Annotated in this window: 13 protein-coding genes and 1 pseudogene; 6 read left to right on the forward strand and 8 right to left on the reverse strand. The window is 45.5% G+C overall.

Features of this window, described 5'->3' with window-relative positions:
* The 4 genes from K8R76_00795 to K8R76_00810 form a co-directional block, all read right to left on the reverse strand.
* Positions 1 to 985 (reverse strand): (2Fe-2S)-binding protein (locus K8R76_00795; protein MCD4846710.1); only part of this gene is annotated, 985 nt, incomplete at its 3' end.
* Positions 985 to 2,847 (reverse strand): 4Fe-4S binding protein, encoded by a 1,863-nt coding sequence (locus tag K8R76_00800; GenBank protein MCD4846711.1) that lies wholly within the window; start codon positions 2,845 to 2,847, stop codon positions 985 to 987. The genes K8R76_00800 and K8R76_00795, both read right to left, overlap by 1 nt.
* 10 nt (positions 2,848 to 2,857) lie before the next feature.
* The gene (locus tag K8R76_00805) at positions 2,858 to 3,319 is read right to left on the reverse strand and encodes an NAD(P)H-dependent oxidoreductase subunit E (GenBank protein MCD4846712.1); all 462 of its coding nucleotides are present in this window, start codon (positions 3,317 to 3,319) and stop codon (positions 2,858 to 2,860) included.
* Positions 3,316 to 4,122 (reverse strand): hypothetical protein, encoded by an 807-nt coding sequence (locus K8R76_00810; protein MCD4846713.1) that lies wholly within the window; start codon positions 4,120 to 4,122, stop codon positions 3,316 to 3,318. Before K8R76_00810 ends, K8R76_00805 begins: the two co-directional genes overlap by 4 nt.
* A 165-nt stretch (positions 4,123 to 4,287) precedes the next feature.
* Here K8R76_00810 and thiF point away from each other — a divergent pair, with 165 nt between their 5' ends.
* The 6 genes from thiF (at position 4,288) to K8R76_00840 (ending at position 9,590) form a co-directional block, all read left to right on the forward strand.
* Positions 4,288 to 4,902, forward strand: coding sequence for a sulfur carrier protein ThiS adenylyltransferase ThiF (thiF, locus tag K8R76_00815; GenBank protein ID MCD4846714.1), 615 nt, complete (start codon positions 4,288 to 4,290; stop codon positions 4,900 to 4,902).
* 168 nt (positions 4,903 to 5,070) lie between these two features.
* A complete protein-coding gene (gene wtpA, locus K8R76_00820; protein ID MCD4846715.1) occupies positions 5,071 to 6,102 on the forward strand; it encodes a tungstate ABC transporter substrate-binding protein WtpA in 1,032 nt (343 codons plus the stop codon).
* A 3-nt stretch (positions 6,103 to 6,105) separates the two neighbouring features.
* Entirely contained in the window at positions 6,106 to 6,888 is a 783-nt protein-coding gene (locus K8R76_00825) for an ABC transporter permease (GenBank protein ID MCD4846716.1), read from the forward strand.
* Complete coding sequence (locus tag K8R76_00830; protein MCD4846717.1) at positions 6,885 to 7,910, forward strand: ABC transporter ATP-binding protein; 1,026 nt, start codon at positions 6,885 to 6,887, stop codon at positions 7,908 to 7,910. The genes K8R76_00825 and K8R76_00830 overlap by 4 nt, the downstream gene beginning before the upstream one ends.
* A 12-nt stretch (positions 7,911 to 7,922) precedes the next feature.
* Positions 7,923 to 8,516, forward strand: a complete 594-nt coding sequence (locus K8R76_00835; GenBank protein ID MCD4846718.1) for a hypothetical protein — start codon at positions 7,923 to 7,925, stop codon at positions 8,514 to 8,516.
* Positions 8,517 to 8,648: 132 nt separating this feature from the next.
* Positions 8,649 to 9,590 carry a transposase gene (locus tag K8R76_00840; GenBank protein MCD4846719.1) on the forward strand — a complete coding sequence of 314 codons (942 nt, stop codon included), beginning with the start codon at positions 8,649 to 8,651 and terminating at the stop codon, positions 9,588 to 9,590.
* Positions 9,591 to 9,593: 3 nt separating this feature from the next.
* On the opposite strand, the gene K8R76_00845 is transcribed toward K8R76_00840, so the two are convergent.
* From K8R76_00845 to K8R76_00860, 4 genes and pseudogenes are all read right to left on the reverse strand, one after another.
* The gene (locus K8R76_00845; GenBank protein ID MCD4846720.1) at positions 9,594 to 10,289 is read right to left on the reverse strand and encodes an anaerobic ribonucleoside-triphosphate reductase activating protein; all 696 of its coding nucleotides are present in this window, start codon (positions 10,287 to 10,289) and stop codon (positions 9,594 to 9,596) included.
* A 38-nt stretch (positions 10,290 to 10,327) separates the two neighbouring features.
* Positions 10,328 to 10,456 (reverse strand): annotated as a pseudogene (locus tag K8R76_00850) (anaerobic ribonucleoside-triphosphate reductase).
* Positions 10,449 to 12,563 carry a ribonucleoside triphosphate reductase gene (locus K8R76_00855; protein MCD4846721.1) on the reverse strand — a complete coding sequence of 705 codons (2,115 nt, stop codon included), beginning with the start codon at positions 12,561 to 12,563 and terminating at the stop codon, positions 10,449 to 10,451. Before K8R76_00855 ends, K8R76_00850 begins: the two are co-directional and overlap by 8 nt.
* 422 nt (positions 12,564 to 12,985) lie before the next feature.
* Positions 12,986 to 15,622, reverse strand: a complete 2,637-nt coding sequence (locus K8R76_00860) for an insulinase family protein (protein MCD4846722.1) — start codon at positions 15,620 to 15,622, stop codon at positions 12,986 to 12,988.
* Positions 15,623 to 15,652: the final 30 nt, after the last annotated feature.

Here is a 15,652-nt window from a genome sequence, read left to right on the forward strand (position 1 = left end):
CGGCAACGAAATAAGGATCGAAGATTCCCATATTGGATGAACCGCCAAGTGTTTCATACTCCGGGCCGTCCACAAGAACTTTCTGCCCCTTGTAGGGACCGGTCTTCAGTTCAAAGTCCTCGATAGCCTTGGCACAGGCCATAGTGCATCCGAGCCAGCATCCATCAGGTTTGCCTTTTGTAAAGTATTTTCTGAAGATATCGGAGCTGATTTTCGGAGTGTCTTCATGCTTTCCATAGCGGTAGTTCATAACAGGGAGGAGATCGTAAGCATCCATTATCTCAACGAGGTGGGCGGTTCCCACTCCCCGCATGTCGCACTGCTCCTCGTCATACTTTATCATTTCCTTAGTTATCCTCATGCCGGCTTTTCTTATCATTTCGGCATCGAAGGGCTGATTGGGGTCGTCCGCCATTGTTATTGCCCCGGTGGGGCATATTTCAGCGCAGGCTCCGCATCCAACGCAGTGAGGTTGCTCGGAATCGTAGGGCATTCGAACTGCCCTATCAGCGCCCCTGTTCGTGAAGTTAATGATATTTTCCCAGATTCCCTGCTCGCAGATTCTCATGCAGAGGCCGCACAGAATGCAGGCATTGGGATTCAGATCGACGGCGGGGTGTTGATAGCGGGCTTTCTTAATCCCGGCATTCTTCGCAAGATCTTTGATTACCTGTACGTTGGGCCACCTGGAGAGCATCATCTCCAGAGTGATTTTCCTGTTCCTGAGCACTTTTTCAGAAGAGGTGTAAACTTTGATTGGTATTCTAACAGGATAATTACACGAAGTAACAAGCTTCGTTTTTCTTCCGTCATCAACTTCCACAATGCAGAGCCTGCATGCTGCATACGGCTCTACCAGTTCGCTGTTGCAGAGGGCAGGAATGTATACATCGATACTTTGAGCTGCTTCCAGAATAGTTGTATCTTTCTCAACCGAGATTGATTTTCCATTTATTTCGATTGTTATCATTTCTCTGTCAGCCATTACAGCACCTCCACCGCGTTGAAGTTGCATACTTCTCTGCAGACCCCGCAACGTATACATTTCTCCTGATCTATCACATGTGGCTCTTTCAAGTTGCCTCTGATCGCGCCTGCAGGGCAGTTTCTGGCACAGATAGTGCAGCCGGTACAGTTCTCCGCGTTAATGCGGTACTCAATAAGCGCTTTGCACTTGAGCGCTCCGCATTTTCCGTCCCTGATATGATCATCATATTCATCCCGAAAATACTCGATGGTGCTGAGAACAGGATTGGCCGCGGTCTGACCCAGCGCGCACAGGCTGGTTTCACACATGTTCTGTCCATATTCCTCGAGAAGTTCGATATCACCCTGGCGGCCATCTCCGCTGATTATTCTATCCAGAATGGTTCCAAGGGCGACAAGTCCTTCTCTGCAGGGTGTACACTTGCCGCAGGACTCATCCTTGAGAAAGTCGACGAAGTACTTTGCTATCTGAATCATGCATGTTTCGTCGTCCATGACAACCATACCGCCTGACCCCATCATGGAGCCTGCATCGGTGAGAGTGTCGAAATCCACAGGAAGGTCAAGCTTTTCAGCAGGAAGGACTCCTCCGGATGGACCTCCGGTCTGTACAGCTTTGAATTCCCTGCCATCAGGTATGCCTCCGCCGATATCGAAGATGATTTCTCTGAGAGTAATACCCATGGGAATTTCGACTAAGCCAGCATTTTTAATATCCCCGACAAGTGAGAAGACTTTCGTGCCGGATGAGCCGTTCCACGGATTCTCGGAAACATCTCCGGTTCCTATGGATGCGAACCATCTAGCTCCCCGGGTAATGATTCTTGGAATATTAGCCAGGGTCTCGACGTTGTTGAGGACTGTTGGACGTCCCTTGTAGCCGGATTCAACGGTATGAATGTACTTCGCCCTGGGTTCACCCGGCATACCGCTCATTGAGATCATGAGGGCAGATGATTCACCACAGACAAATGCTCCTGCTCCGCGATGAATGATAAGATCAAAAGAGAAATCAGTTCCGAGTATATTCTTTCCAAGCAGGTTCTTCTCACGAGCCTGCCGGATTGCATTCTCAAGGATTTCCATGGCGAGAGGGTACTCTTTTCTGATGTAAACATAACCCTCCTTAGCCCCGATCGCGTATGCTCCGATGGCCATGCCCTCTATGATCGAATGAGGATCGGACTCCAGAATAGACCTGTCCATATATGCACCAGGATCCCCCTCGTCCGCATTGCATACAATTACAGGAATGCCTCCAGTCCGTTCAGATGCACTGACGCAGGAGGACCATTTCACTCCGGCAGGGAAACCACCACCACCCCTTCCTCGAAGTCCCGATTTAGTTATTTCTGTGATGACTTCTGCAGGATCCATAGTATCCAGTATACTGGCCAGCCCTTTGTAGGCACCACTTGTAAGAGCATCATCAAGGCTTTCCGGATCAATAAGCCCTCGATTGATAAACACTACCGTTTGCTGCTTGAGATAAAAGGGATCATCGTGGGTTATAGTCTGCAAATGGCATTCTTCAGCTGTTTTTACTCCTCTGATACAATCTAACAGGTCATTGACCTTGTCCTCGGTAACATCAAGGTACATCACCGTTTGTTCACCATTCCTGTTAACGGATACCATAGGCTCACAGCTGCAAAGGCCTGCGCAACTGCTGGATCTCAGTTCAACGGGCTGAACTCTTCCGGATGTAATAGAGGTTCTCAAAGCCTTCAGCGTTCTATCTGCCCCAGCGGCTATTCCACACGTACCGAGATGGACCGTGAGAGATACTGCTGTATCACATGCAGTGCCTGAAGATGATTCAAGAAGAGTTTTCAATCGATCTATTGCATTGGTATTCATGATAGCTCCCTCAGTTCTTGCAGTAACTGGAGATAAGGTTGCTTACCTGTGAAGGTTTGACTTCTGCGATAACCTCATTGCCAATCGTTATCACCGGAGCAATTCCACAACAGCCAAGACACCTGACTTCCGAAAGTGTGAATTTGCCATCAGGTGTCGTTTCTCCGCTTGATATGCCAAGTTCCCTTTCCAGGGCCGCTAGAATATCTGGAGCTCCTTTAACGTAACACGCTGTTCCCATGCAGACCTGGATTTCTTTTTCTCCCCTTTGCTCAAGGCTGAAAGCCCTGTAGAAGGTTGCTATATGGAACAGCTTACCCCTCGGTTTTTCAGTTCTGTCGGCTATTCTTTCAAGGGCTTCCTTAGGGATGTATCGGAATTCATCCTGAACATCCTGCATCATTTCGATGACGAATTCGGGATCGGAATTCCATTTTTCAATAATTGCATCTACTGCTTTTATATCAATCATTTGATACCTCCACCCGGGGATGAATCCTGCCGGGAGATGGTCCATACAGGTCTTGTGTGTGGAGCTTTTACAACAAGCGCCTTAAGTCCCTTATTGCGGAATACGGTGCCTGTTCCACCCCTTCCTGCCTGTTTCAGCCTCATGGATTTTCTTCTCCAGTCCCACCAGGAGAAATTAAGGCATCCGATCCATGCATGATCTGCCCCGATTCCGGATGAAACCGTGGAAATGTGCCTTTTGTCGTCATCATTATCGGAATACATTTCAGCCAGTTCCTCCGCGGCCAGATGGGAGTTCACTGAAAGCAACGGGGATTCAATTACCCGTACAATCCCGTTCATCCCGTCAATGAAGACTATAGCTTCATTCTCAGATTTGCCGGTTATAACAAGGCAGTCAAAGCCTGAAAACTTCAGTAATGGACCGAAGTGTCCTCCAACATTGGAATCCACCGCGGATCCGGTTGTGGGGGAGATAGTAGTTACAATGGATTTGCCGGAACCTGAAAAAGCAGGGGTACCGCCAAGCGGTCCTGCTGCTATGCAGATGGGGTTTTCGGGACTGTCCCATTTAGTTTCGGAGGTTACTTCCTGCCACATCATCCAGAGGTCAAACCCTTTTCCTCCGGTAAAAATCTCTTTCATTTTTTCGGTTACCGGTATGATTCTGAAAGAAGGTTCTGATATATCAACTCTGAGTATCTCCCCAGTATACCCTCGTAAGGAAGGTTTAGGTTTATACTCGAAAGTACCGAGAACCTTCTGCTTCTCAAGAATCTTACCGGCGTTATGTGTACTTGCCATAGATAACTCCCTGTGTTTGCGCCAGTAGTTGCAAAATAATCTTCTAATAGTGATAATGAAAAATACCACAGAAATATACGCATGAAAGTTACAAATCGCAGGAGCAGGAAACAACCCTCCTTAATGTGTGCTGGCACATACCAAAATGATTGTTTAGAATTAAATATGATTGAAGAAGAAACCAATGCTTTTCGAGACAATCCGCCTGGTCTCACATTCTTTCTTGACAGATCGTCAGTAGGTATAGCAGGAGCCGGCGGAATAGGATCGAATGTTGCAGCAACACTCATTCGCGCAGGGGTGGGCAGGCTCGTAATTGCTGATTTTGATTCCGTTGAGTTGCCCAACCTCAACAGACAATTCTATTTCAGAGATCAGATTGGATATCCCAAGGTTGAAGCACTTAGGCATAATCTGGAACAGATAAATCCTGACGCCATAATAGAAATTCATAACAGGATAATAGACGCACAAAACGCTTGTTCCATCTATTCTGAGTGTGATTTTCTTGTTGAAGCGTTTGACAGTGCCGAAGCAAAAGTGATGCTCCTTGAATCCTGGCTGACAGGGCTTCCTGGAAGACCGATTGTTGCTTGTTCAGGACTCGCGGGATACGGTAGAACTGATTTAATCAAAGTGGACAGGAGAGAGGATTTTACACTTGTGGGCGATCAGCAGAGCAACCTTTCACTGGGGACTTTATCCGCCAGGGTAGGTATTGTTGCAAACATGATGGCCAACGAAATCATCGAACTCCTATCGGGGTCGCCCATTAAGTGATTGATGTCAAGAGGGTAGACTTTCGCGTCCTGCATTTCTGCTCTTCTATCAATTTCATCGATTGTCTGATGCTTCAGTGCGCCCTCGTTTACGATCGGTCGGTTTGCACATCACGAGATGCGCACCAGTCACCCATCTGGATCAAGACATAGTGATCAACGATCATCAATGGTCGATACCATTGTGTCAAATCGACATAACGGGTATATAAGCAGTCTGAATAATCATTTTTTACATGGAGGTAGTAGATTGAGAAAGAGTACAGCTGCAATTTTTGTTCTGTCTGCAATTCTGCTGGCAGGGGATATTTCAGGAGTTGTTACAATATTCCATGCCGGAAGTCTGGCGGTTCCACTGGAGATCATTGAAGATCAGTTTGAAGCGATGTATCCGGATGTTGATGTAAGAAGGGAGTCTGCGGGAAGCGTTGCCTGCGCCAGGAAGATAACCGAACTGGGCAGGGAAGACTGCGATATATTGGCTTCAGCTGATTACCGGGTAATAGACAATATGCTGATACCTGAATTTGCGTCATGGAACGCCATATTCGCAACCAACAGAATGGTGCTTGCCTACACTCCTGGAAGCCGCTTCGCGGATGAGATAAACGCGGACAATTGGGTCGAGACACTTCAAAATGACGCTGTTGAATGGGGTCATTCCGATCCGGATGCTGATCCCTGCGGTTATAGAACCCTGCTGGTACTGCAGCTTGCTGAAGAATATTACAGTATTCCAGGGATTGCGGTTTCACTTCTGGAAAATCGTGATGAAAGGAATATCAGACCCAGATCGGTAGAACTGATTTCGCTTCTTGAAAGCGGGCATTTGGATTACGCGTTTGAATACCTTTCGGTAGCTGTTCAGCACGATCTTGAATACGTTGATTTCCCGCCTGAAATCAATCTGGGAGATCCTGATTTCGCGGATCTGTACGCAACGGCATCAACAGAAATAGCCGGAAGCTCCCCGGGTGAGACAAGAACTGTTACAGGTGCGCCGATCGCATATGGAATAACACTGATAAACTGGGCACCTAATACGGATGCGGCCATAGCATTTCTTGAATATATGCTGTCACCCGAGGGCGGTCTTGCCGTACTGGCGGAAATGGGACAGCCGCCGTTCATTCCATGCAGAATTTCCGCAGAGACCGATACGGCATCTATTCCGGAGTGCCTTGCTGATCTGATTGAGTAAACAGTGAAATCAGGTCCCTTCATATGGGTTTGCATCGTATTCGCGGTTGTAGTGCTGTCTTTCCTGGCCCTTCCGCTGGTAAATATCGCGACAGCGCCGTCACCGGGCATCATCTGGGAATCCCTTCACGACGGGGAGATAATGAACGCCGTTCTCCTGAGCCTTTACACTTCGGGAATGGCCGCAGTCATCTGTCTGATACTGGGAACCCCTTTCGCGTACCTGCTTGCGAGGAAGGATTTTCCGGGGAAGAATCTTGTTGAGAGCATTGTTGATATACCCATAGTTATACCGCATCCGGTTGTGGGTATAGCCATTCTCGCTGTATCCGGCAGAAACCACTGGTTCGGTAAAATCCTTGCGGATCTGGGTGTAAGAATAATGGGAAGTCCTGCCGGGATCATTACAGTTCTTGTATTCGTCTCGATACCCTTTTTCATAAACGCCGCGAAAGAGGGTTTTTCATCCGTTCCTGAAAGGCTTGAGAAAGTTTCGATGACACTTGGCGCATCAAAACTGTCCACATTCAAGCGAGTTACACTTCCCCTTGCGGGAAGAAGTATGGTTGCTGGAACAATAATGAGTGCAGCAAGGGCACTTAGCGAATTCGGTGCGGTTATTGTTATTGCCTATCATCCGATGATTGCTCCTGTTCTGATGTTTGAGCGTTACCAGGCTTACGGTCTTGAGTACTCCCAGCCGGTAGCATTCATACTTATCGCAATGAGTTTAATGATATTCATTGCCCTCAGAGTTCTCACTTCCAGGAAGCGGAGAACGGTTTGATAAGCCTGAAGGATATCAAAGTCACTTTCAAGGGCTTTCAGCTGGGTCCACTGCACCTTGAAATACCTGAAAGCGTATTCTTCATACTCATGGGTCCCACCGGTTCGGGAAAAACCCTCCTCCTTGAGACGATTGCCGGACTTGTCAGACAGGATTCAGGTACCATTGAGATTAATGGCGAAGATGTTACAGAAAACCCGCCGGGCAGGCGGAGCGTTGGCATCGTTTATCAGGATACCGCCCTTTTTCCCCACCTGTCCGTGAAGCAGAACATCATGTTCGGGGTTCGCTATTCGCAGAACGGTATCAAGCACGATTTTGATAAGCTTGTGGAAATCCTCGACCTGGAGCGGCTTCTGGACAGATTACCAGAGAAACTCAGCGGAGGAGAGAAACAGCGGACTGCACTTGCCCGTGTACTTATCACAGATCCCGGAGTTATTCTCCTGGATGAACCGCTCAGTTCCCTTGATCAGATGTTCAAAGGGGAAATCAGAAGTGAACTCAGACGGCTTCATAGTGAAACAGCAATGACTTTCCTGATGACAACCCATGATTTCACCGATGCCCTTTCAATGGGTACTCACGGTGCTGTGATAAGGGATGGAAGAATCGAGCAGGCAGGAACGATAGACGAAATATTTTACAGTCCGAAAACTCCGTTCATGGCATCATTTGTAGGAATGAAGAATGTTTTCCCGGCAGAATTCAGTGAAGATGGAGCTAGCGTAAAAGGACATCTTGTCAGGCATACAACGAATAAAAGTGGACATGGGTTTCTGGCGATACCACCGGAGTCGATAGTTGTTTCAAAGGAAGCTACAGTTACAAGTGAACGAAATCACTTCATTGGAAAAATCTCATCTGTTGAACGTACAGGTTCAATTTTCAGTATCTCTGTGGCTTGCGGTAATCTGTTATTAATCTCATCTGTTACCAGAAGTGCTTTATCGGAACTGAATCTGACAAAAGGTCAGGATGTGTATATTTCCTTCAAGGCAAGTGCCGTTCATGTTTTCTGAGAAGGAGATTCCATGAAGTGTCTGAAAGTAAAAGGAGAGCCGGCAGAGAGGAGAGAGTTCATCTCCAGATTCATCGCGGCTTTATCTGACAGGGCAATCTGCGTGATATCCACGAATCTGTCAGGTGAAATCGAAGCAGCATTTCCGGGCAAGTCATCCATTGAAGGTCTGCTTGAATCAATGCCCCCCGATCTTGTTATCATCCCGACTGACAGTAATCTGATAGCACCGATTGTAGATTGCGGGGAGGAAGTAACTTCCGGGAATTCACTTGTACTGACGACATTTCGCGTTGAAGATACAGATACGAATTACGCCGCCATATACAGAAACACTTTTCATCTTCTGCCACAGAAAACTGAAGAGGAATGCGGCAGATGCGGACTGGACTGCAGACGAATGGCGGAGGCGATTCTGAGTGGCTGCAAAAGGGAAGAGGAGTGTTTCTACGCTCCGGGGAGAATTGAAATCACTCTTGATGGCAGACCGTTGGAAGTAGGGAAGTTTCCTGCAGAAATGATTGAGGGATCCATTCGCGGACTTCTTTCATCGATGAAGGGCTACAGGGAAGATTCAGATATCCTGATAAGGATTAAGGCTAATTAAGGCTAAGTAGGGTCAAATCTTTCCTCTTGACAAATAGCATCAATTTAATACTATTTGAGTATGACTAGACCTTTAAGAATCCAGTATCCTGGTGCTTATTATCATGTCACCTGCCGCGGGAACGAAAAAAAGGTGATATTCACAGATGCACAGGATCAAAAAGCTTTTCTGGAAAAACTTTCACTCTCCCTGGAAATCTATAATGTATCTCTTCTAGCATATGTATGTATGCCAAACCATTTCCATTTACTGGCAACCACTCCGGATGGAAATCTGTCTGAATTCATGCGTCATTTTAATATTTCTTACACTTCTGTTTTCAATCACAGACATAGCCGGGTGGGACATCTTTACCAGGGAAGATACAAGGCTTTTTTGATAGATTCTGATAATTATCTTCTAAAGGTATCCCGTTATATTCATCTGAATCCTATACGGATTGAATCTTATGCCGAGAAATCATTTGATGATAGAATTAATATACTCCTCAAGTGCAAAGCCAGCAGTTTATTGGGGTATTTCTCAGTGGGGAAAAGAAGAGGCTTCGTTAATTACAGTACTGTGCTGGATTATATGGGTGGAGATAATCGCAGTGGCAGGCAGGAGTATCGAAAATTCATAGAACTGGGTATTGATCAGGATACAGAAAATCCTCTTGAATCAGGTAAAGGGATTGGGATCGTGGGAGAAGCTGACTTTATTCAACAGGTTAAAGAAAGATTTCTGAGTAAGGAAGTATTTGAAAGAGAGAAACCTGCCCTGAGGGAATTAAGAAAAATATTCGAGCCAGATGAGCTGATCGATAATTTTGCATGTTTGATCAGTAAGCGCAGGTGCGATATTTGTCAGCGTGGTAAAAGATCTGTGGAAAGATCAATGCTGATGGAATTTCTGTACCGTTTCTGTCGGATAACCCAACCTGAAATAGGTAAACTGCTGGCAGGAATAGATTATAGTACAGTTAGCAACTCAAGGAAAAGATTACAAGTCATGTTGGGGAATGATCTACAATTGAAGAGAAGATTCGATAAATTATGTGATCAGTTGATTCAAATATCAAGAGGAAAGATTTGACCCCTATGTCCTGATGTTGACGCTCTGCGCGAGTGCCAGATTCATGATATTTTCTGCAACTTCTTCCAGATAACCTTTCGGGTAAGAGGGGATACCTGTGAAATCTTCAGATAGTGTTTTAAAAGAATGGAAACCCTGAAGTACGTATTTCTTCACTGGACCGATTTCTCTCAGTAGTTCTATCACATCGTCTCCATCGACAATACCTGGAACCATAGTTGTCCTGAACTCATATTCCGGTAGAGTTTTTATTATGTCGATTGACATGCTTACATCAGCAAATACTGCTTTTTCACCAGTTGCTTTAGGATATTTAGGCGGAGAGCTTTTCAGGTCCATGGCTACGTAATCGATATACTCAAGAATGCTTTCAAGTTCATTTGGTCTGGTTCCGTTTGTGTCAAGTTTGATAAATAGAGATGTATATTTCCTGATGCTTTCGATCAGCTCGGAAAGGCGACTGTATATCAATGGTTCACCGCCTGTTATGCAAACGGCTTCAATGAAACCTTCTCGCTTAGAGAGTTCTTTCAACACTGTTTCATGTGAAAGATCGAATTCATTTTCGAGCATATCTGGTCTGACCAGCTCAGGATTATGGCAGAATGGACAATGAAGATTACATCCGCTGATAAAAATGATGGATGAAATCTTTCCGGGATACTCTATAAGGCTGGTCCCTGTGAGGGATCGAATCAATTAGTAGCCTTTTGTTCTGATTTCTCCAGAGTAACATACTTACGCTGAGAAAATTCCTCTCTTTTTCCTCGATTCCAGTTCTGGACAGGTCTGTAATAACCCACAATTCTTGAATATACTTCTGTTCTGATTGCATTTATCCGGAATTTCCTGTTGGCTTCAGGCATTAATTTTAACCTTTCCTATGTTGAGAAACAGGCTTCCCTGTTCCTCAGATGTATTCTCATCAACTTCATTATAGCTGCCTTCAGGCAACTGCTCATCTGTGTCTACGATTTCTCCGAACTCAGCAAGTTCCTCCTTGGTATGCGGATACGGACACAGGAAATGTTCTCCCGCAATATAGCCATGAACCGGGCATATGGAAAATGTAGGAGTAAAGCTGAAATATGGCAGATGAAATTTCGTTACAATAGATCTTGCCAGCTTCCTGACCATTTTCCAGTCTGTAATAGCTTCACCTATAAAGATATGAACAACAGTTCCTCCTGTAAACATTGTTTGTAGTGGATCCTGATGCTCAAGCAGAGAGTAGACATCCATCTGTTCTGTTACGGGCAGGTGAACGGAGTTAGTGTAATAGGGGTCTGAACTGCCCATGAAATAGGCGTCCGGGAATTCCTTCATGTCTTTCCTGGCCAGGCTGTAGGAAGCGCCCTCTGCAGGGGAGGCCTCAAGATTGTACAGGTTGCCTGTCTCCTCCTGGAACTCCGACAGCTTATCTCTCATGAATTCAAGAATTGATAGTGCCCACAATCGTCCTTCTTCGGTAGCGATACTATTCCCCAGGAAATTCATGCAGCTTTCATTCATGCCGATAAGTCCGATAGTCGAGAAGTGATTGCTCCAGTATTGCCCCTGCTCGAGTTTGATGCTGCGCAGATAATGGCTTGTATATGGGTAAAGACCTCTATCCGTGAGTTTTTCAATAAGATCACGCTTGAGTTCAAGTGATTCTCTGGCAGCTTCCATTACAGATGAAAGACGGTCATAGAATTCTTCTTCGTTTGCTGATGTATACCCGATTTTGGGAAGATTTATCGTAACAACACCAATTGAACCTGTCAGAGGATTTGAACCGAACAATCCGCCTCCTCTGCTTCGAAGCTCTCTGTTATCAAGACGCAGTCTGCAGCACATGCTCCTGGCATCATCCGGGTCCATGTCTGAATTAACAAAATTGCTGAAGTATGGAACACCATATTTTCCGGTCATTTCCCACATTGGTTTGAGATTTTCATCGTCCCAGTTGAAATCCTTTGTCAGATTGTAAGTTGGTATCGGGAAAGTGAAAATTCTTCCCTTCGAGTCGCCTTCCATCATGAGTTCAGCGAATGCGTGATTTATCATGTTCATTTCTGACTGGAAATCACCATATACTTCGCTTTTTTCTTTTCCACCAATTATTACATTCTGATCGCGGAGAGTCTCCGATGGTTTCAGATCCATAGTGATGTTCGTGAATGGAGCCTGGAACCCAACTCTTGTTGGAATATTTACATTAAAAAGGAATTCCTGAAAGGACTGTTTAACCTGGGTGTAATCAAGATTATCAAACCTTATGAATGGTGCAAGAAGTGTATCAAAATTTGAGAAGGCCTGCGCCCCGGCGGCTTCTCCCTGGAGGGTATAAAAGTAATTGACGATCTGCCCGAGTGCTGTTCTGAGATGAGCAGGCGGTTTTGATTCAGTTTTTCCCCGTGCCCCCCTGAATCCTTCCTTCAGCAACGTCATGAGATCCCAGCCAACACAATACGGTCCCAGTATTCCCAGATCATGTATGTGAAAATCACCGTTCTCCTGGAATTCGCGAATTCTGGGCGTATAGATTCTGCTGAGCCAGTATCTCCTTGTGATGGAAGAGGACAGATAGAAATTCAAACCCTGGAGGGAGTAATTCATATTGGAATTTTCTTTGACTCTCCAGTCATCTTTGCCGATATAGTCTGAAACAGCTCCTGCCATTCCGCTCAGAAGATGATCAACATCCCTGGCTTCACTTTTCTTTTCTCTGTAAAGAATGAACGCGCGCGCAGCGGAAGTCAGCTTGCGAAGTACAAATGTTTCTTCAATGAAATCCTGTATCTGCTCAACCGTGGGGATTGAACCGGTTTTGAAGAAATTCATATACAACGCAGCCTCAACCTGATCAGTGATCTCGGAAGGATCAGATTCAGTTGACGATGCTTTCAATGTGCGTTCGACAACCTTCTCAATTTTCAGTTTGCTGAAATTGACTATTTTGCCGTCACGCTTACGAATCAGCCAGTCCATTGTTACCCCGGTCAGTAAAGCACAGAATTTCAAATTAAAGCCTGAGATATTTCCTGTTACTGAAGGAAGAACAGAATCGTGATAATACTATCAATGATCTACTTTCCCTCTTGCCGATAATATTCCCAGACTTTTCTGCGTCAAGTGACAAAATACCACATCTTGTATATGATTGTGCTTCGGTAACCCATATATTGCGCTATCTTAAAGACAATCAGTGATCTGCGGTATATCCATATATGGAGTATCACACCCGGCCTCGGAACTGGTCTGCTGTTGCAGATACCTAACATATTGCAGGTCAAGTGGGACGTGAGGATGGAGAGATATGAAGAACGTTTTCCCTATTTATACCGTGGGGGGATTGCTTCTCGTAATAAGCGGTATCATTCTGCAGGAGAGATGGAAAAAGCGGGAACAGGTCAGATAAGATCCTCATTCAACGCGCCAGCGATGGAAAGGTACGTAATACCTCTACCGAACCATCTCTCAGCTGCTCTCTGAAGGTCGATCTCAGTGAGTTTCGCAATCATCCTGAGTGAATTTCTATCGTGATCAAGTGGAAGATTCATTGAAGCGTAATTAAGCAATATTCTGGCAATTGCACTGTATTTCATCATTCCCAGTTCCTGCTGGCCGATATAACTTGCCTTCTCCAGCCTGAGTTCATTTCTACTCACCGGATCTCTGACAAGTCTTGAAAATTCGTTTCTCAGCTTTTCCAATGCTTCTTCGAATGCGGATGGACTTGTCAGAAGAATAATCGCAAGCCTGCCCCTGGAGGAGAAAGGGAGGTAGATGCTGCTGACATGGTATGTCAATCCGGTTTCTCTGATACTTCTGCCGAGTCTTGATCCAATTCCCTCACCAAGAACACCGTTTAGAACATGAAAAGCGTAATTGTCATGATCAAGTTTTGGAGGTGCCGGTGAACCCAGGATTACTGCAATCTGTTCCCTTCCATCAAGTCGGATTGATGATTCATATGAATTCTTAGCGTTTTTGACCTCCTCCGTTTGCTTCAGAGGAGATTCAGGATTCTTCCAATCGGAAAAATACTTTCTTATTAAATCCACAAGATTATCTTCATTGAAATCACCTACAGCAGTGATAACAGCACCTGATGGGCGGCAGAATTCCATATGGAAATCAACAATGTCATTCCTGGTTATTGCACTTAGAGATTCCACCGAGGGAACCGATGATTTTTCAGGCGGATCAGTTGACTGTTTTGAAAAAGAATCCATCGCTGCGCCAATAGGGGTGCTGGTCCATTCACAGAGACTCGCAATTGTGTCTCTTAAGATGGAGTTTATGTCTTCTCCTCTGAAGGCAGGTTTTCTGAAGAGATCTGCCACTACTGAAAGAGCCTCATCAATGTCTTTTTCAAGAACTGTGATTATTCCCCCGGCATACTTATTCGCAGAGGACAGATCAATGCTGCTGCCAAGGTTCTCCAATCTTGAATTGAACCTGATGCTGTCCTCCTTCGGTGTTCCATAGAGCATTGCTTCAGCGGTGACTTCTGATAATCCGGTCAGTTCATCCGGTTCTCTATCTGAACCCATCGTACAGGAGAAACCAAGGGAAATCACGGGGAATGAGTTATCCTGCTTCATTATTACTCTCAGCCCGTTATCGAGGAGGTATTCTCTGGAGTTATCAGCTACCGAAATTGTTGGTGCTTCAAGAAGATCGTCCGGAATATCGATATCGGAGGGTACAAGACCTGATGGTGGAATCAGGTCGGGTTCTTCCGATGCTGCCGGAACACTGGGAGTGTTATAACCGGCTGTGGATCCCATTGGTTTCAGTCCGGCTATTGTTGCGTTGTCTTTTACTAGATATCCGGAGACGGCAGCTTTTATCTCATCTGTGGTTACTCTCCCTGTATTGACTATTGAATGCCAGAAATAGAAGGGATCGTCAAATCTTGCCTGTCCTGTAGACAGTCTTCTTGATCTGCTCAGTGGATCAGCATCTGAAATAGTACTCCATGCAATTCTTCTTTTCTTTAATCTCTGAATCTCGGATGAACTGATTCCCTCATTAGAAACTCGTTCAAGTTCACCGAATATGATTTCTTCCACTTCATCAGGAGAACCTTCAGGCGGAAGAACCGCATGAATTGTGTAAAGGCCTGATTGTATCAGGGTGTTGGTAGAAGCTGCGACATCAAGAACCAGGCCCGGTTTAACAAGCAGTTTTTCAAATCTGCTTGATCTCCCTGAAGCCAGATAGATCGAAAAGAGTGATAATGCTGAGGATATCCGCTTATCCGCCGAAGGCACTCTAAAGCCGATCGATATTCTTGGAAGTTGTGATGGATGCTGAATAACAACCCTTCTGGTACCTGTCTGCGGAAGCTCGGACGGGATTACCGGTCGAACTGTGGTTATCCCTGATTCAGATCCGAAGAGACTTTTGATACGGTTGAATACCGAATCAGTATCTATTCTTCCCACAACTGCAATTACAGCGTTTGATGGATTATAAAAATTACTGTAGAACTTCGTAAGATTCTTCTGAGTGAATGATTTAATGTCAGCTGTAGTACCCGTAATCGAATTTCCATATGGATGCGTATTGAATGCTGTGCTGTAAAGGGAGATATCAAGAGCGCCTTCAGGGCTTTCTCTGCTTGTGAGTAGTTCTTCTTCCAGTATTACCTTTTTCTCCGAGGTCACTTCCTTCTTGTTCATGAGACAGTTGAACATTCTGTCAGATTCCAGATTCAGAATATCATCCAGACCCGCTATGGGAACCGCGGAGAAATACAACGTTATATCTCTTGATGTGTAGGCATTTGCCAGCCCGCCATTCCGCTGAACGATCTGCCAGAATTTACCGGGGCCATATTTCTCTGAACCCTTGAACATCATGTGCTCACAGAAATGACTGAGACCTCTTGTTTTCTGAGTTTCCCATAATGGACCAATGCGGTACGCTACCGTTACAGCAGCCACAGGAGAGTACTTCATCTCCTGGAGAATAACGGTAAGGCCGTTCTCGAGTTGAGCAATTCTGATATCCTCTGAGCGAAATTCACCGTTTTTCATGATGAGGGAACCTAATCGAAGAAAGAGCTT

Origin of the sequence: Candidatus Aegiribacteria sp. (assembly GCA_021108435.1) — a bacterium.
Taxonomy (GTDB): Bacteria; Fermentibacterota; Fermentibacteria; order Fermentibacterales; family JCC-6; genus Aegiribacteria.